Raw genomic sequence first — 17,208 nt, forward strand, 5'->3', positions numbered from 1 at the left:
TCTCCTTAATTAGTGGCCAGCGTCAGAAAAATCTGAAGAATGTTTTTGAAGGTATTTTAATACCAGCGCTTGAGTATCACCGTCTAAATTCACAAACGACAACATGCCGTTGAACATACCTGGCCAGGTATTGGTGTCGAAGTGGTTTTCGGCGGGTTGAGTATGACAAACACTACACGCGCTATCGTAAGTGGTTTTGGCGAAGGTCCATAAGGTATCGCGAGAATCGGTTAAGGAGCCGTTACGCATCCACAATTCCACTGACACTTTTTGCCAAGGCAAACCAGTTAAATCGTCTTCTTTGGTTTCCCCCTTGGTCATGCTGCCTTCGGCTTGCGCGACTTCTTTGGTCAGGTAACCATCGTTAATGTTCATGGCAAAGTCTTCAAACAATACCCGGCCAAAACCTTTAGTTTTACGCCAAGCATCTATCTCAACTTTAATTGCATCACCTTTAACTTCTAGAATCTTCACTTTGGTGGCGGCGTTTAACTGGCCGGCTTCTTCGTTTAACTCAGGATTAGTGAACAAGGGCAATTGGCGCACGCTAAAGTAGCTTTCGCCCTTTTTGTACCCTGAGGTGGCCATTTCTTCTAGTTTAGCTAAGGTACCCTCACCAGAGTTCATATTGTCTGGTAGCTCATGGGCAATGCCTTTGTGGCAATCAATACAGCTTTGGTCGCGCTCGGCAGCCATTTTCATCTGTACTTGGGCACGTTCCGACATTGAATCGAAGTCCATGCTGTTGTAGTCGTGACAATTCTTACATTCTAAAGAGTTATTAGCAGTGAACCTGTCCCACTCATGTTGAGCCAGCTCGCCGCGTTTTTCTAAGAATTTTTCACGGGTACTAATGGTGCCAAAAATTTTGCCATAGACTTCTTTTGAAGCCTGCATTTTACGGGCAATTTTGTCAGTCCAATTATGTGGTACGTGACAATCTGGACAGGTGGCGCGTACCCCAGAGTTGTTTTTCCAGTGTACGGTTTCTTGAAGTTCTACATAAACATTGTCGGCCATTTCATGACAGCCAATGCAAAACTCTTCGGTATTGGTTGCCTCTAAAGCGGTGTTAAAACCGCCCCAGAAAATAATACCGGCAACAAAGCCGCCAATAGTCAAAAAACCAAAGCTTAAATGGACGCTTGGTTTGCTCACTATTAACCAAAATTTCTTCAGCATATTTTTCATCGTGGTATCTCACATTACTGCGAATTAGTTCGTTTTCTAAAGTGTATTATTAGGGCGATTAACCGTGTCCTGGGGGACCGGTAAGTATCTGCAGCATCCAAACGATAAAGCCATAACCACCGACAAATGCTACGGCTAAAATAGGAAACAGAATCACTGCGATAAACAGGAATACTTTCCACTCGTCAGACTTACTGGGTTTGTCATCCACGACATTGTTACTAGACATGCAAATGCACTCCTACATTTATGTTATGCATACAATTTAACTTAGTCTTGTTACTTAATTTTGACCAGTTTGTGCTTAGATCTTTGAGCTAACCTGTGGCAAGGATCAACAACACATCAATAGCGATGTTTCACTTTTTCAGGCATTGCGGAAAGTTGCTGGTTAGCAAGGGCGCGTAGTATACCCACTAAGGGAGTAGGGTCAAACATTTCTATCTGCTCAAGTGAGTATCCGATAGCCTCAATAGTTGATAGGCCTTTATCTATCGATGTTTTCCGTATTTTATATTGTCCACTTGGTGCACTGGTAAAGTGAAATTGTTCTAAATTGTGTAACCATGGATTGAGGTGCCAAAGCCGCTTAGCTTTTCGCCAAGTGCCATCTAAAAAAATGAGGCTGGGTGGGCATGGTGGATCGTTGAGGGGCGCTTCTTGAGTTTTTATTGAGGAAAACACCTCTTCAATAGCTCGGCTTTGTGAACTGGGGTAAATCAAATAAAACCGCTCTGGGTGGGTTAACACTTGCTGTTTAAGCATGGCAAAATCAAGTGGCGTTTCTCCCACCATAATCTGCGCTTTATTCAGTGCCAAACAAGCAAGTTGAGCGGTGCCTTTGGCGTGTTTTTGCTCACTAGGGTGCTGCAAAATAATCACCTGGTGGTGATGCTCACATGGTTCAATGTGCTTACATAAGCAGTGAGTTTGCGGGCGCAAACAACGTTGACAGCGGGCTCGACTCATTTAACGATTTGTCAGTGGCAAAAATGAACGCTGAGTATAACCTGCCTAAATAATCTAGTCACAAAACTCAGCCTGCTGTTGCTTGAGCCAAGCGCTGATATCGTCAGGGCAACGCTGAGCAAGGTGTAAATAGGTAGGTAATTCACCAATAGACTCTGGCCAAGCTTTAAGTATTCCTTCAGCTAGGCGAGACTCGACACTAATTTGTGGCAGAATTGCCCAGCCTAAGCCCGCTTCTAGGGCATCTAGCAGTAAGGTCTCACCATTAAACAGGTTGTTCTGTTCGGCTTCACGCACGTCAAATAGCTTGAGATGCCCGTCGAACCGTTGCTGATGGTTTACCAACTTAGGATGAGCCACCTTGATTAAGCCCGCGGGTTTCCACTTAAGCGTGTCTACCTGCTGTTTTGAAGAGCTGGCAGAGAAACTAAAGTGAACCGGCTGCTGAGAGGTACAGCTAAAGTGCAACTCTAGCAAAGGATCAAAGCGTTGTAGTTGGTTGGCCAACAACGTGAGCCACGGGCTAGGAAACCAGGCTTGAAAGCTAATACTTAAGCTTAAGCTTTTGCTGAGTTGAAGATGACGGCAGTGTCGTTGTAGTTCTTGATAGCGGCTTACAATAAGCTCCGCCTGCTCCACCAACGCGAGGCCAGCACTACTCAGTTGATAGGGCGGATTATGCTGGCTAAACAGTGTGCAATTGAGCTGCTGCTGAAGCGCATCTATCCGTGTCAGTATTTGCTGAGGCGAGCATTGTTGCTGCGCAGCGCATTTGGCTAAGTCGGCATGTTTGGCCAGGCATACAAAAGCGGCAAGCGCTTGTTGCTTAGTATTTTCATCCATCATAAGCACTCAAACCTAATAAATTTAAGCACTGGGCGACTTGGCTATCGTGCTGGCTATTTAGCCACAGTATTTCTATTTCTAATTTAGTGGGTGAAAAGTAATTGCTTAAGTGCAGCTCAATCAGGCTCCCGTTTCTAAAGCTGGACTCCAGCCAATGGCGTGGCGCAAAAGCCCATCCCATGCCCAAAACTAATAAATCATGCAGCATTTCTCGGTGGGCCAATTGCCAGCAATTTACTCGATTAAGTTGTAGCTCGATAGGAAGGTGGTTTAAACATAGCTGACGATGGCGCTGCAGTTGTTCGGCGCAGAGTTGCTGATGCTTACTTAGGCTATGACGCGCAGCACACGCCAAAGCCAGATTAAGGTTACAGTAACGGCGCGAGTGGGTTTTTGGCGGCTTTTGTTGCTGGGCCACACGTAAGGCGATGTCTATTTCACCGGCACAGAGTTGTTGCTGTAATTGAGCGCCGCTGAGTTGCACTAACTTGAGTTGTTGCAGTGACAGTTCGCTAATAAAGCGTGGGTAGTAATGCAGTAAGCTTTGGCTTGGTACAAACTCGTCTAAACCAATAATGATTTGCTGCGGCTGAGGCTTTTCTAATGGGCTTTGCAAGAAATTATCTAACTGCAATTGCAGCTGTTTAGCGCGTTGGTACAGCAGCTGACCTTGTGAATTAAGGTTCGAGTAGTCACCATCAAATAGCTTGCAGCTTAGCGACTGCTCAAGGGCCGCAAACACTTTTTTACGGCTGCTGGGGCTACTCGTTTCTGGGAAATGGTGACGTTGCTCGTAGGCATTAACAAACCGGTTGAGCAACTCAATATCCGGTTCTTGCATTCGCGTTCGCCATGATTGCTGTTCTTCTATAAGGCTAGCAGATAATGGCGAAGCGAGCGGCTTTAGAACAGGTAACGAACCCCTGCGCTAGCCTCAAGTTTTACTTCTAAGTCGTCAACCACGTACACAATAGGCTGAATTTCGGCAAAAAAGCGAAACTGCTCAACCACGGTATGCGCGCCAAATACTGCTCGAGCACCCAGCTTGTTATGATGATGGTCACTCCACTTACCGCCAAAACCATAATAAAAGTGTTCTTGATCGGGAAAGCCAATGATTTTGTCGCCACTTAGCGAAAATTCGCTAAACCCTAGATTTACGCGAATGTCATCAAATTGGGCACTTAAGCCATTGTCGCTACCTACCATTACACCCACTTCAGGGTTTGCTTGGCTAGATAACGCCACCATACTCAATAGACTCACGCTAATTACTGCAATTTTCATAGTCACCTCATTTATTATTTGCTGGGCATTTTAAAGAGGCTTATCAATAAGGTAAACAAAACCGCTGCTGCTTTTATCGGCACCACTGCGCATTTATCGTGACAGCCTAGCTTGTTTGGATATTTGCAGATAAATAGTACTTGTTGAGGGCGAAAATGCGTGCTAAATGTAAGGTAAGTGGTGGCATTTTGTTTGGCTTGCCACCCTTGAGCGCTAGCTGTTAATAGTCGTAAGGAGTGCTTATGAGAAGAGAACAAGATTTTGCAAAAACCGGTTTGCTAGGCCGTTACTTGGCAGAAAGAGAACAATTCTTTAAAGGGGCATGCTGCTTTGTTCCTGATTCCCACCAAAACCTAAAAGAGCAGCAACACTGTGCCTTACAACACGCCTATCAACAGTCTTGGATTAACATTTCTGAATTTCAACATTGGTCGCAACAGCTCGATTTGTGATTAGCTAATGTGCTTAGCTCACTTCGCGATGGCTTTAGTGAGTTTTGCTCGGGTAAATCAAAATAGGCAATCGGCAGTTTGATTGCCGCTAGCTGCTGGCGTAAAAACTGATTTAACTGCTGTGGGTTAACGTCCAGTTCGCTACTAATAAATGCCACCGGTCGTTGACCATATTCGCTGTTTTGCTGCGGTACAACTATCGCTTGGTTGATCTGCGGGTGCTGTAACAAGGCCAATTCAATTTCTTCTGGCTGAATGTTTTCCCCTGCGCAGATAAACATGTTGTTGCTGCGGCCTAAGGTAAACAGCTGCGCGCCTTCAATACGGCCTAAATCACCGCTGTTAAACCAACCATCGGGGTCGCAAGCGCGTATTATGTCGCCATTTTTCCAGTAGCCTAAAAATAAGGTTTTTCCGCGTAAATAGATTTCACCTTGGTGAATCTTAGCGCGCCGGTGCGGCAGCAATTGGTAAGTTGCTTGCCCTAAGCGGTGGTGGCGGGTAGCAATTTGTGAGCTCATTTCGCTACTGCCATAGGAGCTATAAACCTGAAAACCGCGACTAATGGCTTCTTCTAATAAGCTATCATTACACGCTGCGCCGCCAATCAAAATGTGTTTTAGGCTAAGCGCGCTCGCCCAAAATTTGGCTTGTGTGAGCAAACGGTATAGTTGAGTGGGTACGAGTGATACATGGGTTGTTTGGCTTGCCAGCAAGTCGGGGAAAACGCGACCTTTGTTTTGAGCCACTACAATCCGTGCACCGGCTAAAATACAGCGCCATACAATGGCTTGGCCACCAATATGATACAGCGGTAAAGACAGTAACCATTGGTCGTTTTCATCTAATGGAACAACCGCTTGTGAGCCTTGTGCGCTAAAGAAGTGATTTCGCCAACAATGCACCACTGCTTTTGGTGGGCCGCTGCTGCCGGAGGTAAATACCATGCTTTGCGGTAACTCGCTGTCGAGTTCTGCTTCGGCGATAAAGCTTAGTGCTTGATGGGGGTTAAACTCTATGCGCTTGGGTGTCGTTAAACAGAGATCTAAATCGCTCCAATAAAACTGACTATCTACGGTTTCGCTTAAGGCTCGTAATTGGCTGAGCGGGTGATGGTGATTGAGCGGGCAAAAAACATAAGCTAGCTGCAAACTGGCGAGTTGTAATAGCAGCATGCGCAGTGGGTCTTCGCCAAAACAACATACTCGCGAGCCTTTGCCAACTCCTTGCATGCGCAATTGCTCAGCGGTAGCACTTACCATGGCATAAAGCTGCTGATAATTAATATGCTGCTCACCAATGCTTAGAGCAATGTGCTTAGGCCTAAGCTGGCTTTGCTGTTTCAGGGGCTGGGTTGACAAAGAATTGATGCTCATAGCGGCATTATGCCGCAAACTGTGAAGTTTGTCGCCGCTGTTGCTATGCGCCAGCGGCGTATCATTACGTAAGAATTAAGCGACTAAGGCACTAATGCCAAACGCGCCTGCTAGACCTGCAATGGTGCGAGTGATTTTTTGCGTATATTGAGATTGTTGAGCTGCCTTACCTAGTGCGAATCCGGCACAAATTAGCGCTACTGAACTGGCAATGAAACCAGCGAAGAACAATTTCATGTCTGCGCCAGCGGGTACTTCGTTACCGTGAGCTGCGCCGTGTAGAGCTGCCACTAAACATACCACTAAACCTACAACACCGGTTGAGCGTGGTAGCACTTTAGCCACTAACACTGCCATTACTAGCAAGGAAATGGCTAAGCCTGTTTCTAGCATTGGTGGTACAAAACCCATGCTTGCCACTACTGCCGCTAGTATTAAAGCAAATACGCTTTGAGCAAGGCTAAGTTTTAGTTTTCCGGTTTGGCTAGCCAGTAAACCAATTAGGCTTAAGGCGATAAGGTGGTCAAGGCCTGTTAGAGGGTGTAATAAACCTTCTGACAAACCGTGGTGGTGACCTTCGTGAGCAAAACTCGGTAACGAAAAGAGTAAGCCTGCGGCTAAAGTAAGTAGCTTTTTCATGTTTGATATCCTTATAAAATAGTTTAGTTAGCAGCGACTGGGCTGGTTTCTTCCAGCATGCCTTGCTCAATAATAAAGTTGATGATGTCTTGCAAACCTTTATTGGTTTTTAGATTACTGAATACAAACGGGCGCTCGCCACGCATCTTTTTCGCATCGCGATCCATCACTTCAAGTGAGGCACCTACATGCGGTGCTAAGTCAGTTTTATTGATGATTAGTAAGTCAGACTTGGTGATGCCAGGGCCGCCTTTACGGGGAATTTTGTCACCAGCGCTTACATCAATCACGTATAGGGTGAGGTCACTTAACTCAGGGCTAAAAGTGGCACTTAGGTTGTCGCCGCCGCTTTCTACTAAGACCAAATCAAGGCCTTTATGGCGACGGTTAAGTTCGGCAATTGCTGCTAAGTTCATTGAAGCGTCTTCGCGAATAGCAGTGTGTGGGCAGCCGCCAGTTTCTACACCCAAAATACGGTCTTCAGCTAGGGCATCGTTACGTAACAAAAACTGGGCGTCTTCTTTGGTGTAGATATCGTTAGTCACTACTGCCAAGTTGAAACGATCTTTTAGTTCTCGACATAAAGCGGTGAGTAATGCTGTTTTTCCAGAGCCTACTGGGCCGCCAACACCTACGCGTAAGGTTTGTTTATTGCTCATTGTTATTCCTCTTATTTGTGGCTGCGCTTAAGAGCGGAACAGCCGACAATACTGGGTTTCGTGTAAGGCGCTGGCCAAGCTTAATGCTGGCAGCGACCCGCTAATTTGGTTAAAAGGTAAGGCTAGCCCTGCTTCTCGTGCTGGTGGCAACAAGGGCAGTAATTCGCTCAATAGCTTTTGGCAGGCGGTTTGCCCCAAGGGCAGCGTTTTACCTGCCACGGCCAGTTGGTTTTCTAGCCAGGTCCATAGATAGCCGTCGGCCAGTTCATCTAGCTCAACTTGCCAATGCACACCGGCCAAGACAAACATACTGGTCCAGCTCATGGGTTCATCGCTTAAATGCGCAGTGATGTTCTCATCGAGTTGGCTTAGCAAAGTGCGCAGGGCGTTACCCATTTGCACATCTTCTAGCTCCAGCTCAAGCGTTTCGCGACTGGCGATTAGCTCTAGGTTTACGCTTTCAAATTGGGCAAAATCTTTGTCTGCGCACGCTTTATACAGCGCCGCTAACATAGGGATGTCTAAACAAGCCAAGCCGGCGTTTAAACAACCACTTATCCACGCTGCCAGTTGCTCTGGGTTATTCACCCAAGCGTTTTCTATGGCGTATTCCAAACCTTGTGAATAGGCAAAGCCCCCCACTGGCAAGCTTGGGCTAACCAAACGCATGAGTTGCAGTTGCGCCATGCTAGACATTAGTGGCTGTGCGCCGGCAAGTGGCTATGGTAAGCGCCCGTTTCTGGGTCAAAGGGGCCTTGATGCTGCTCCACACGCAAACCATATAGCTCAACCAAGTCTTGCAATACGTGGTCGGGTTGAAAGCGCACCCAGCCTTCGCCTACTTGCAGCGGTGTATGGCGGTTACCTAAGTGGTAACAGACCTTAGCAAACATTAATGGGTTATCGCTGTAGGCGGTAGTCACCAGTTCGTCGGCACTTTTAATCTCCACCACTTCGCCATTTTCGGCTTCTAGAAACTGTCCATTTTGTAGCACTTGGCCACGCTCCAAGAAAAAGCCTATGTCTTGCTTATCCTCGGTTTGTGCCTTGATACGGGCTTTTTTACGCAGCTCGTAACTCAATACCACCTGATGATGCACCGGGCCGTGGTAGTGATGGAGGGTTTGATACACCTTTAACATTCATTCTCTCCTTAAAATAAAAAGTAACGCTGAGCGAGCGGTAGCTCGGTAGCGGGTTCGCACTCAAGCAGTTGACCATCGGCACGCACTTCATAGGTTTGTGAATCAACTTCCATATGCGGCTGATAATGGTTATGCACCATGTCTTGCTTCTTGATCTTGCGGGTATTTTTACAGGCCACTAAGCGACTCGATAAACCTAGGGTCTCATCAATTTTTGCATCTATGGCGGCTTGGCTAACAAAGGTGACACGGGTTTCGGTCATGGCTTTGCCATAGGCACCAAACATTGGACGGTAGTGCACCGGTTGTGGCGTAGGAATAGACGCATTGGGGTCGCCCATTGGTGCCGCAGCAATCGCCCCACCTTTAATAATTAATGAGGGCTTAGCGCCAAAAAAGGCTGGTTTCCACAATACTAAATCGGCTAATTTCCCCACTTCAACCGAACCTACTTCATGGGCGATGCCGTGAGTAATTGCTGGGTTGATAGTGTATTTGGCGATATAACGTTTTGCGCGAAAGTTATCACAACCAATGTCTTTATCTTCTGGCAACAAACCACGCTGTACTTTCATTTTGTGGGCGGTTTGCCAAGTGCGGGTAATCACTTCGCCAACTCGACCCATGGCTTGTGAATCTGAGGCAATCATCGAGAATGCGCCTAAATCGTGCAGAATATCTTCAGCGGCAATGGTTTCTTTGCGAATTCGAGAATCAGCAAAAGCCACGTCTTCAGGAATCGCAGGATCAAGGTGGTGACACACCATCAACATATCCAAATGCTCATCAACGGTGTTAATGGTATACGGTCGAGTAGGGTTGGTTGACGACGGTAATACGTTATCTAAACCACAGGCGGTAATAATATCGGGAGCGTGTCCGCCCCCCGCACCTTCGGTGTGGTAAGTGTGGATCACGCGGCCTTTAAAGGCTGCAATGGTATCTTCAACAAACCCTGACTCGTTCAAGGTATCGGTATGAATTGCCACTTGAACGTCATAGTTCTCGGCCACGCTTAAGCAGTTATCGATAGACATTGGCGTAGTGCCCCAGTCTTCGTGTAATTTCAAACCCATGGCGCCGGCCATTAACTGCTCTTCAAGCGGACGTGGCAGGCTGGCGTTACCTTTACCTAGAAAGCCCAAATTCATGGGGAAACTGTCGGCCGATTGCAGCATTTTTCCTAGGTGGAAAGGCCCCGGTGTACAGGTGGTTGCGTTAGTACCGGTTGCTGGACCAGTACCGCCACCTAACATGGTGGTGGTACCCGACATTAAGGCTTCTTCTATTTGCTGAGGGCAAATATAGTGAATGTGCGAATCTACGCCGCCAGCGGTAATAATTTGGCCTTCACCAGCGATGACTTCGGTACCGGCACCAATTTCGATGTCGATATCGTCTTGAATATCTGGGTTACCGGCTTTACCAATGGCTTGAATACGGCCTTCTTTAAGCGCGATATCGGCCTTAACAATGCCCCAGTGATCAAGAATTAACGCGTTGGTGATAACGGTGTCTGGCACCATGGCGCAGCTAGCTTGGCTTTGCCCCATGCCATCACGAATTACTTTACCGCCACCAAATTTTACTTCGCTGCCGTATTGGGCGTAGTCTTTTTCAACTTGAATGATTAGTTCGGTATCACCGAGGCGTACTTTGTCGCCCACTGTGGGGCCAAACATTTCGGCGTAGGCGCGTTTATCCATCTTGCTCATGCTTGTTCCTTATCACTTAGTGGGCCCATTACTTCGCCTCTAAATCCGTACACTTCGCGTTTACCGCTTAGCGCGACCAATTCTACTTTGCGGCTTTGGCCGGGTTCAAAACGTACCGCAGTGCCAGCGGCAATGTTTAAGCGAAAACCCAGTGCGGCTTTGCGATCAAAATGTAAGGCCGGATTCGTTTCGGCAAAATGGTAGTGGGAGCCTACTTGTACTGGGCGGTCACCACTATTGGCTACATCAACGGTGATAGTGGCTAAACCAGGGTTTAGTTCTATCCAACCGTCTTCAACAATCAATTCTCCAGGTATCATTGGTGGTTCCTCTGTGGTGGCCTAAGGGATGGGGTTATGCACGGTGACCAGTTTGGTACCGTCTGGAAAGGTGGCTTCTACTTGAACTTCATGCACCATTTCAGCAATACCATCCATCACCTCATCGCGACTCAATAGGGTGCGCCCCCAACTCATTAGCTCGGCTACGCTGCGGCCTTCACGCGCGCCTTCAACAATACTGGCAGAGAGGTAAGCAACCGTTTCTGGGTAGTTGAGTTTTAGCCCTTTGTCTTTGCGTCGCTCGGCGACCAAAAACGCGGTAAACAGCAATAACTTGTCTTTCTCTCTTGGGGTTAATTCCATGTTTGCCTCGTAATGTTAAAATTAGGTATTCCAAATGCGTGGGCGAACAGCTGCATGCCCTAATGTACGTGGGCGAATTACTGCCCAAGCCGCTTCAAACTCTTCTCGTACAGCCTCTGCGTTGTCGCCGAGGTAGCGCAATATCACTAAACCGCGCACTAAGGTGATGCCAATATCTGGGCAAGCCAGTTGTTCGCGTAGTTCTTCTAGTAGCTGCTTTTGCGCTTGTTCATCTAGCTTATCTACCGTGGCCAACATGCAGGCATAAACATGCTTGCCTGCGAGTGCCGCTGGGTTAGCTGCCGTTTGAGCGTTGTCGATACGGGTGTTTTCAATTAGTAGTGGACGTTGTTCGCGATAGACTTTAATTGACTGCATTAGCTCGCCATGGTCAAAGTCTTCGTCACTGGCTTTACGCCCCAAGCAGGTGATTTCCCAGGCGATAAGCTGAGCATCGCCTTGCAACATGAAATGACTGTCGAGGCGCCCCTGAGCGCCATTAAATATAATGGTTTCTGGTGGAAGCCATTCAAGGCTGCTGTTGTCTTGCAGATGAAAACGTTGCTGCTGACACTGTTCTTGGCGGGCTAAGTTAGAGCGGTATAACTTGCCTGAGGCTGGCGTGGTAAGTACCACTTTACTGCCTTCGAGGCATTCCACATTCATCAGCAATGTATCACCGGCCACTAATCCACCGGGTGGATGCAATAAATAAACGTGGCAACAGTCGGGTGCACCAAGTTCTGGATGAAAGGGGCGTTGCACCCTTAAAGGGCCAATGCTCTTATTTAGGGTTAAGCGCGTTTTGTTGGCAATGGGGGCAAAACCAAGCTCAAGCTTTGCTAACCAACCTTGTTTGATTGGCGCTGCTGCTTTGCTGTGCTGGGTTTGAATAAGCTGGCTCACATTGCTCCTTTAGTTAACTGCTTGTTTTCGGCTGTGTTTCATTAGCTATATACAGCAAGAACTAAACCAGTTTTTTGGCCTTACTAGGGGCGCGGTTTTGTTACATATTGGTGCTTTTATTTGGTTCATTGGTGGATCAATTTGGTGCGGACGATTCAAGTTAGTGCATCAGTTTGGGGATTATTATCTATTCGATCATTTTGGTGCGTTTTTCTGAGGCTAACGCTCGTAAAGTGTGCAGTTAAAATCTATTGAGTTAAATGTTTATACATTAACTTATTGTTATTGTTGTGTTTTTTGTGTTTGGCACAGTCAATGCTGTAGTCCCCTCAGCACTGCATGAGGTACCGCATGCTCTAAAGGACTATAAAAAAATAGGAAATATAGCAATGACACAACATAGCAAATGGAAGAAATTAGCAACGGTAGCAAGTGGTGTAGCCCTTGCGTTCTCTCTTAACGCAGCGCAAGCCGCTGAAACCATCAAAGTAGGTGTTTTACACTCTTTGTCTGGCACCATGGCGATTAGTGAAACCACACTGAAAGACACTGTGCTTATGATGATTGAAGAGCAAAACAAAAAGGGTGGTTTGTTAGGTAAGAAGTTAGAGCCTGTAGTGGTTGACCCTGCGTCAAATTGGCCTTTGTTTGCTGAGAAAGCACGTGAGCTTTTAGACAAAGAACAAGTAGACGTAATTTTTGGTTGTTGGACCTCGGTATCTCGTAAGTCAGTATTACCAGTAATTGAAGAGTTGAACGGTATGTTGTTTTACCCGGTTCAATATGAAGGTGAAGAAAGTTCTAAAAACGTATTCTACACCGGTGCTGCGCCAAACCAACAAGCTATCCCAGCAGTGGATTACTTAATGGCTGAAGAAGGTGTTGAGCGTTGGGTATTAGCGGGAACCGATTATGTTTACCCACGTACTACTAACAAGATTTTAGAAGCTTACCTTAAGTCTAAAGGTGTGGCTGAAGCTGACATCATGATCAACTACACACCGTTTGGTCATTCTGATTGGCAAACCATTGTTTCTGATGTGAAGAAATTTGGTGGTGCAGGTAAGAAAACAGCGGTTGTTTCAACCATTAACGGTGACGCAAACGTACCTTTCTATAAAGAGTTGGCTAACCAAGGCATCTCGGCTGAAGACATTCCAGTAGTGGCCTTCTCTGTAGGTGAAGAAGAACTATCTGGTTTTGATACTGCCCCTCTTGTTGGCCACTTAGCGGCTTGGAACTACTTCCAAAGCGCCGACAGCGAAGCAAATGAAGAGTTTATTGCTGCTTGGAAAGCCTACACCGGTGACGACAAGCGTGTAACCAACGACCCAATGGAAGCCACTTACATTGGTTTCCAAATGTGGGCTGAAGCGGTTGAGAAAGCTGGTACTACAGATACAGACCCAGTACGTGAAGCAATGTACGGTATCACTGTGCCTAACCTAACTGGCGGTTACGCGGTAATGAATACTAACCACCACCTCACTAAACCAGTACTAATTGGTGAAATCCAAGCCGACGGTCAATTCGACACAGTATGGCAAACTGCTGGTGGCGTAATTGGTGATGCATGGACTGACCATCTTGAAGAGTCTGGTTTGATTGTAGCTGACTGGACTGCCCCGATTAAGTGCGGCAACTTCAACATTAAAACCGGCCAATGTTCTGGCCAGAACTACTAATTTAGTTCGCGTACACAGTTAAGTGCCGAAAGGCACTTTTTTAAAGGCGCGATCGAAGTGGTTCGGTGGCGCCTTTTTGTATTGAATCAATCAAGAGTAGGGATTGTTTTGAGCATATACATATCTCGTTTCTCTCGCTTTATCGCCAGTGTATTACTCGTATTATGGGTATTACCTGCGGCAGCTAGCGATTGGGAACAGGCAGTGCAGGCCTTAACTGCTAAAAAAAATAATCAAAAACAACAAGCAATCGAACAGCTTATTGCCACTGGTGATAAGCGTAATAGTCTTATTTTTAACAGCTTGCTAGAAGCAAATTTGTACTATCAAAAATCTGATAAGCAAGTGGTTGTGGCGATTAAAGAAGGCAGTCTTTATCGTTTAAGTTCGGTTATAGATGGCGCCGATTTAGGTGCGCTTAAAAAATCTAAAATTAAAAAGATTTCGGTTAACAATAAAATTCGTCGCCAATTACGTAATGGCTTGGCGCTGGTGGGGTTAAACGCCAACGATGCAAGTGAACGTATTGCTGCGGTCCGCTCGTTAATGAATACCGCAGATGCCTCGTATACACCCATTATTGAGCAACGTTTGGTGGCCGAGCAAGACAAAGACGTGATCGCCAAACTAAAAGAAATGCAGGCGATTATTAACTTGCAAGAGGGAGATGCAGCAGCAAGAGAAGCAGCAGCTGAACTGCTCGCTGGTAAGCTTGATCCCGCTTCACGAAACGTATTGGTAAAACAGCAATCAGCTGAACAAGACCCGCAAGTTCTGGCTGCCATTGATAAAGCTATCGCCACTAATCAACAGCTACTGCAAATTAACACCGTTGCCGAGAATATGTACTTCGGTATTAGTTTGGGTGCCGTGCTGTTACTGGCCGCAGTAGGTTTGGCGATTACCTTTGGCGTGATGGGCGTGATTAATATGGCCCACGGCGAAATGATAATGCTGGGCGCGTACACCACTTATGTGGTTCAACAATTAATGCCTAACAATATTGAGTGGTCTCTGCTGGTGGCAATTCCGGCGGCCTTTGTAGTATCGGGTTTAGTGGGCATTCTTATTGAGCGTGGTGTGATTCGCTTTTTGTATGGTCGCCCACTGGAAACCTTGCTGGCGACTTTTGGTTTAAGTTTGGTGCTGCAGCAAGCAGTACGCAGTATTTTTGGCCCCTTAAACCAAGCGGTAATTACTCCACAATGGATGAGTGGTTCGCTAGAAATTAACGGCGTGCTATCGCTTACCTATAACCGCTTATACATCATTATTTTCAGCTTCATGGTCGTTGCCACTCTCTGGACTATTTTGCGTAAAACCTTCTTTGGTTTGCAAATGCGAGCTGTTACTCAAAACCGCCCAATGGCGAACTCAATGGGGATCCGCTCAAGCTGGGTAGACGCCATGACCTTTGGTTTAGGTTCGGGCATTGCGGGTATTGCAGGCGTAGCCTTAAGTCAGCTTACCAACGTAGGCCCTAACTTAGGCCAAAACTACATTATTGACTCGTTCATGGTGGTGGTATTTGGTGGTGTAGGCAACCTGTTTGGTACGGTGATTGGTGCCCTTACTTTGGGTATTGCCAATAAGCTAATGGAACCTTTTGCTGGGGCAGTATTGGCCAAAATCTTGGTGTTAGTTTTCATCATTCTGTTTATTCAAAAACGTCCTCGAGGCTTGTTTGCCTTGAAAGGCCGTACGGTGGAGGACTAAACCATGCCTAAGTCATTATTAGTTCGATTTTTAGTGAAAGATAAAGTGGGCAACGCGATGTTGCTGGCTTTGTTATTGTCGGCGATTTTAGTGCCGATTATGAGCCTAGCGCTTAGCCCAGAAAACCCAATGCATTTAAGCTCTTACTGGGTAACCTTACTGGGTAAATACCTGTGTTATGCCTTACTGGCGATAGCGGTAGATTTGGTCTGGGGGTATTGCGGTATTTTGAGTTTGGGACACGGGGCATTTTTTGCCTTAGGTGGTTACGCCATGGGCATGTATTTGATGCGCCAAATTGGCGACCGTGGTGTGTATGCCAACCCAGAGTTACCCGACTTTATGGTGTTCCTAGATTGGTCTGAAATACCGTGGTATTGGATGGGGTTTGATATGTTCCCCTTTGCCATGCTGATGGTGTTTTTAGCACCAGGTATTTTGGCCTTTATCTTTGGTTACTTAGCCTTCCGTTCGCGTGTTACTGGGGTATATCTGTCGATTATTACTCAGGCGCTTACTTACGCGCTAATGCTGGCGTTTTTCCGTAACGACATGGGTTTTGGTGGCAACAACGGCTTAACCGACTTTAAAGATATTCTCGGCTTTAGCTTACAAGCCGACACTACTCGCGCTGTGCTATTTGCTTTAAGTGCCCTAGCCTTGGCAGGCGCCTATGTCTTGTGTCGCTGGATTGTTAATTCAAAACTAGGTCGAGTGCTTATTGCGGTGCGTGATAGCGAAAGCCGCACCCGTTTTATTGGCTATCGAGTAGAGCGCTTTAAGTTATTTGTATTTGTAGTATCAGCTATGTTGGCCGGTGTTGCAGGCGCTTTATATGTGCCGCAAGTGGGCATTATTAACCCCGGCGAGTTTGCTCCGCTTAACTCAATCGAAAGCATTGTATGGGTAGCGGTAGGTGGTCGTGGAACCTTATTTGGTGCGGTATTTGGCGCCTTGTTAGTTAACTTTGGTAAGTCTTGGTTTACAGGGGCATTCCCAGAGCTTTGGCTGTTCTTCTTAGGCGCCTTATTCGTGATTACCACGCTGTGGTTACCTAAAGGTGTGGTGGGTTTATATGGCAGCATTAAAGCTAAGCTGCAAGAACGTGCGGCCACTAAAAAGAACGCGGAACTTGCTCAGCAAAAAGCCAGTGAAGAAGCGGCAACCGCAGCTAAAACGGATTCAACTGACTCGGCGGAAGGAGCAGTAAATGCGTAGTGTACATATTCCTCAAGACACCATCTTGTATGTAGATGGTGTAACCAAAAGCTTTGATGGTTTTAAAGCCTTAAACAGCTTGTCATTGATTCTAGAACCGGGACAAATGCGCGCCATTATTGGCCCTAATGGTGCCGGTAAAACCACCATGATGGATGTGATTACTGGAAAGCTGCGCCCTGATGAAGGCACGGTATTTTTTAATAACGACATCGACCTTACCCAACACGATGAAGCCGAAATTGCCAACATTGGCATCGGTCGTAAGTTTCAAAAACCCTCGGTGATTGAAAACCTCAGCGTGTTTGAAAACTTGGAGTTAGCCCTTGCTGGTCGCCGTGGTGTATTTGAATCACTGATCCATAAGTTATCATCTAACGATAATCAACAAATCAACGACACCTTAGCGCTGATTCGTTTAGCCGATAAACAAGATTGGCTAGCGGGCTCGTTGTCTCATGGGCAAAAACAGTGGTTAGAAATAGGCATGTTAATTATGCAAGAGCCGCAGCTATTGCTTATTGACGAGCCAGCCGCAGGTATGACCGACGAAGAAACCGCCCTTACTGCTGAACTGTTTAAGGAGTTGGCTAAAAAGCACTCTTTAGTTGTGGTAGAGCATGATATGGATTTTGTTAAAGCCCTCGATTGCCCGGTAACGGTATTGCATGAAGGCTCGGTATTAGCCCAAGGCACCCTTGAGCAAGTACAGCAAAATCAGCAAGTCATCGAAGTTTACTTAGGGCGTTAGGAGAAGAAT

The 17,208-nt window shown here is 46.6% G+C and carries 20 protein-coding genes; 5 read left to right on the forward strand and 15 right to left on the reverse strand.

Annotated elements, in window-relative coordinates; genetic code table 11:
• Positions 1-9: 9 nt before the first annotated feature.
• From torC to Q4549_RS20340, 6 genes are all read right to left on the reverse strand, one after another.
• Positions 10-1,191, reverse strand: a complete 1,182-nt coding sequence (gene torC, locus Q4549_RS20315; protein WP_303554210.1) for a pentaheme c-type cytochrome TorC — start codon at positions 1,189-1,191, stop codon at positions 10-12.
• A gap of 58 nt (positions 1,192-1,249) precedes the next feature.
• Complete coding sequence (gene torE / locus Q4549_RS20320; RefSeq protein WP_137674159.1) at positions 1,250-1,420, reverse strand: trimethylamine N-oxide reductase system protein TorE; 171 nt, start codon at positions 1,418-1,420, stop codon at positions 1,250-1,252.
• Positions 1,421-1,536: 116 nt separating this feature from the next.
• Positions 1,537-2,160 carry a tRNA-uridine aminocarboxypropyltransferase gene (locus tag Q4549_RS20325; protein WP_303554212.1) on the reverse strand — a complete coding sequence of 208 codons (624 nt, stop codon included), beginning with the start codon at positions 2,158-2,160 and terminating at the stop codon, positions 1,537-1,539.
• A gap of 54 nt (positions 2,161-2,214) precedes the next feature.
• A complete protein-coding gene (locus tag Q4549_RS20330) occupies positions 2,215-3,006 on the reverse strand; it encodes a LysR family transcriptional regulator (RefSeq protein WP_303554214.1) in 792 nt (263 codons plus the stop codon).
• The gene (locus Q4549_RS20335; RefSeq protein WP_303554216.1) at positions 2,996-3,847 is read right to left on the reverse strand and encodes a substrate-binding domain-containing protein; all 852 of its coding nucleotides are present in this window, start codon (positions 3,845-3,847) and stop codon (positions 2,996-2,998) included. Before Q4549_RS20335 ends, Q4549_RS20330 begins: the two co-directional genes overlap by 11 nt.
• A 62-nt stretch (positions 3,848-3,909) precedes the next feature.
• Complete coding sequence (locus Q4549_RS20340) at positions 3,910-4,293, reverse strand: hypothetical protein (protein ID WP_303511340.1); 384 nt, start codon at positions 4,291-4,293, stop codon at positions 3,910-3,912.
• A 242-nt stretch (positions 4,294-4,535) separates the two neighbouring features.
• On the opposite strand from Q4549_RS20340, the gene Q4549_RS20345 reads away from it, so the two are divergent.
• A complete protein-coding gene (locus Q4549_RS20345; RefSeq protein WP_137674154.1) occupies positions 4,536-4,745 on the forward strand; it encodes a hypothetical protein in 210 nt (69 codons plus the stop codon).
• On the opposite strand, the gene menE is transcribed toward Q4549_RS20345, so the two are convergent.
• From menE to Q4549_RS20390, 9 genes are all read right to left on the reverse strand, one after another.
• Positions 4,715-6,121 (reverse strand): o-succinylbenzoate--CoA ligase, encoded by a 1,407-nt coding sequence (menE, locus tag Q4549_RS20350; RefSeq protein WP_303554218.1) that lies wholly within the window; start codon positions 6,119-6,121, stop codon positions 4,715-4,717. The two genes, Q4549_RS20345 and menE, sit on opposite strands and share 31 nt — an antisense overlap.
• Positions 6,122-6,196: 75 nt before the next feature.
• The gene (locus tag Q4549_RS20355) at positions 6,197-6,760 is read right to left on the reverse strand and encodes a HupE/UreJ family protein (RefSeq protein ID WP_137674152.1); all 564 of its coding nucleotides are present in this window, start codon (positions 6,758-6,760) and stop codon (positions 6,197-6,199) included.
• A gap of 23 nt (positions 6,761-6,783) precedes the next feature.
• The gene (gene ureG / locus Q4549_RS20360; protein WP_303554220.1) at positions 6,784-7,419 is read right to left on the reverse strand and encodes an urease accessory protein UreG; all 636 of its coding nucleotides are present in this window, start codon (positions 7,417-7,419) and stop codon (positions 6,784-6,786) included.
• Positions 7,420-7,446: 27 nt separating this feature from the next.
• Positions 7,447-8,115 carry an urease accessory protein UreF gene (locus Q4549_RS20365; protein WP_303554222.1) on the reverse strand — a complete coding sequence of 223 codons (669 nt, stop codon included), beginning with the start codon at positions 8,113-8,115 and terminating at the stop codon, positions 7,447-7,449.
• Positions 8,115-8,561 (reverse strand): urease accessory protein UreE, encoded by a 447-nt coding sequence (gene ureE, locus Q4549_RS20370; RefSeq protein ID WP_303554224.1) that lies wholly within the window; start codon positions 8,559-8,561, stop codon positions 8,115-8,117. The genes Q4549_RS20365 and ureE overlap by 1 nt, the downstream gene beginning before the upstream one ends.
• 11 nt (positions 8,562-8,572) lie before the next feature.
• Entirely contained in the window at positions 8,573-10,279 is a 1,707-nt protein-coding gene (gene ureC, locus Q4549_RS20375; RefSeq protein WP_303511350.1) for an urease subunit alpha, read from the reverse strand.
• Positions 10,276-10,599, reverse strand: a complete 324-nt coding sequence (locus Q4549_RS20380; protein ID WP_137674147.1) for an urease subunit beta — start codon at positions 10,597-10,599, stop codon at positions 10,276-10,278. Before Q4549_RS20380 ends, ureC begins: the two co-directional genes overlap by 4 nt.
• 21 nt (positions 10,600-10,620) lie before the next feature.
• Positions 10,621-10,923, reverse strand: a complete 303-nt coding sequence (gene ureA / locus Q4549_RS20385) for an urease subunit gamma (protein ID WP_137674146.1) — start codon at positions 10,921-10,923, stop codon at positions 10,621-10,623.
• A 21-nt stretch (positions 10,924-10,944) separates the two neighbouring features.
• Entirely contained in the window at positions 10,945-11,829 is an 885-nt protein-coding gene (locus Q4549_RS20390; RefSeq protein WP_303554226.1) for an urease accessory protein UreD, read from the reverse strand.
• A 389-nt stretch (positions 11,830-12,218) separates the two neighbouring features.
• Here Q4549_RS20390 and urtA point away from each other — a divergent pair, with 389 nt between their 5' ends.
• The 4 genes from urtA (at position 12,219) to urtD (ending at position 17,199) form a co-directional block, all read left to right on the forward strand.
• Positions 12,219-13,514: an urea ABC transporter substrate-binding protein gene (gene urtA / locus Q4549_RS20395; RefSeq protein ID WP_303554229.1), complete on the forward strand. Its 1,296-nt coding sequence runs from the start codon at positions 12,219-12,221 to the stop codon at positions 13,512-13,514.
• Between the two features lie 108 nt (positions 13,515-13,622).
• Entirely contained in the window at positions 13,623-15,230 is a 1,608-nt protein-coding gene (urtB, locus tag Q4549_RS20400) for an urea ABC transporter permease subunit UrtB (RefSeq protein ID WP_303511362.1), read from the forward strand.
• A gap of 3 nt (positions 15,231-15,233) precedes the next feature.
• Complete coding sequence (urtC, locus tag Q4549_RS20405; RefSeq protein ID WP_303554231.1) at positions 15,234-16,448, forward strand: urea ABC transporter permease subunit UrtC; 1,215 nt, start codon at positions 15,234-15,236, stop codon at positions 16,446-16,448.
• Positions 16,441-17,199: an urea ABC transporter ATP-binding protein UrtD gene (gene urtD, locus Q4549_RS20410; RefSeq protein WP_137674141.1), complete on the forward strand. Its 759-nt coding sequence runs from the start codon at positions 16,441-16,443 to the stop codon at positions 17,197-17,199. Before urtC ends, urtD begins: the two co-directional genes overlap by 8 nt.
• Positions 17,200-17,208: the final 9 nt, after the last annotated feature.

The organism is Agarivorans sp. 2_MG-2023, from assembly GCF_030548085.1.
Classification (GTDB): Bacteria; Pseudomonadota; Gammaproteobacteria; order Enterobacterales; family Celerinatantimonadaceae; genus Agarivorans.

What these genes read in the sequence shown, in the direction of transcription:
- torC (WP_303554210.1), bottom strand. Translation starts at nt 1,191, where the DNA reads ATGAAAAATATGCTGAAGAAATTTTGGTTAATAGTGAGCAAACCAAGC.
- torE (WP_137674159.1), bottom strand. Translation starts at nt 1,420, where the DNA reads ATGTCTAGTAACAATGTCGTGGATGACAAACCCAGTAAGTCTGACGAG.
- Q4549_RS20325 (WP_303554212.1), bottom strand. Translation starts at nt 2,160, where the DNA reads ATGAGTCGAGCCCGCTGTCAACGTTGTTTGCGCCCGCAAACTCACTGC.
- Q4549_RS20330 (WP_303554214.1), bottom strand. Translation starts at nt 3,006, where the DNA reads ATGATGGATGAAAATACTAAGCAACAAGCGCTTGCCGCTTTTGTATGC.
- Q4549_RS20335 (WP_303554216.1), bottom strand. Translation starts at nt 3,847, where the DNA reads ATGCAAGAACCGGATATTGAGTTGCTCAACCGGTTTGTTAATGCCTAC.
- Q4549_RS20340 (WP_303511340.1), bottom strand. Translation starts at nt 4,293, where the DNA reads ATGAAAATTGCAGTAATTAGCGTGAGTCTATTGAGTATGGTGGCGTTA.
- Q4549_RS20345 (WP_137674154.1), top strand. Translation starts at nt 4,536, where the DNA reads ATGAGAAGAGAACAAGATTTTGCAAAAACCGGTTTGCTAGGCCGTTAC.
- menE (WP_303554218.1), bottom strand. Translation starts at nt 6,121, where the DNA reads ATGAGCATCAATTCTTTGTCAACCCAGCCCCTGAAACAGCAAAGCCAG.
- Q4549_RS20355 (WP_137674152.1), bottom strand. Translation starts at nt 6,760, where the DNA reads ATGAAAAAGCTACTTACTTTAGCCGCAGGCTTACTCTTTTCGTTACCG.
- ureG (WP_303554220.1), bottom strand. Translation starts at nt 7,419, where the DNA reads ATGAGCAATAAACAAACCTTACGCGTAGGTGTTGGCGGCCCAGTAGGC.
- Q4549_RS20365 (WP_303554222.1), bottom strand. Translation starts at nt 8,115, where the DNA reads ATGTCTAGCATGGCGCAACTGCAACTCATGCGTTTGGTTAGCCCAAGC.
- ureE (WP_303554224.1), bottom strand. Translation starts at nt 8,561, where the DNA reads ATGTTAAAGGTGTATCAAACCCTCCATCACTACCACGGCCCGGTGCAT.
- ureC (WP_303511350.1), bottom strand. Translation starts at nt 10,279, where the DNA reads ATGAGCAAGATGGATAAACGCGCCTACGCCGAAATGTTTGGCCCCACA.
- Q4549_RS20380 (WP_137674147.1), bottom strand. Translation starts at nt 10,599, where the DNA reads ATGATACCTGGAGAATTGATTGTTGAAGACGGTTGGATAGAACTAAAC.
- ureA (WP_137674146.1), bottom strand. Translation starts at nt 10,923, where the DNA reads ATGGAATTAACCCCAAGAGAGAAAGACAAGTTATTGCTGTTTACCGCG.
- urtA (WP_303554229.1), top strand. Translation starts at nt 12,219, where the DNA reads ATGACACAACATAGCAAATGGAAGAAATTAGCAACGGTAGCAAGTGGT.
- urtC (WP_303554231.1), top strand. Translation starts at nt 15,234, where the DNA reads ATGCCTAAGTCATTATTAGTTCGATTTTTAGTGAAAGATAAAGTGGGC.
- urtD (WP_137674141.1), top strand. Translation starts at nt 16,441, where the DNA reads ATGCGTAGTGTACATATTCCTCAAGACACCATCTTGTATGTAGATGGT.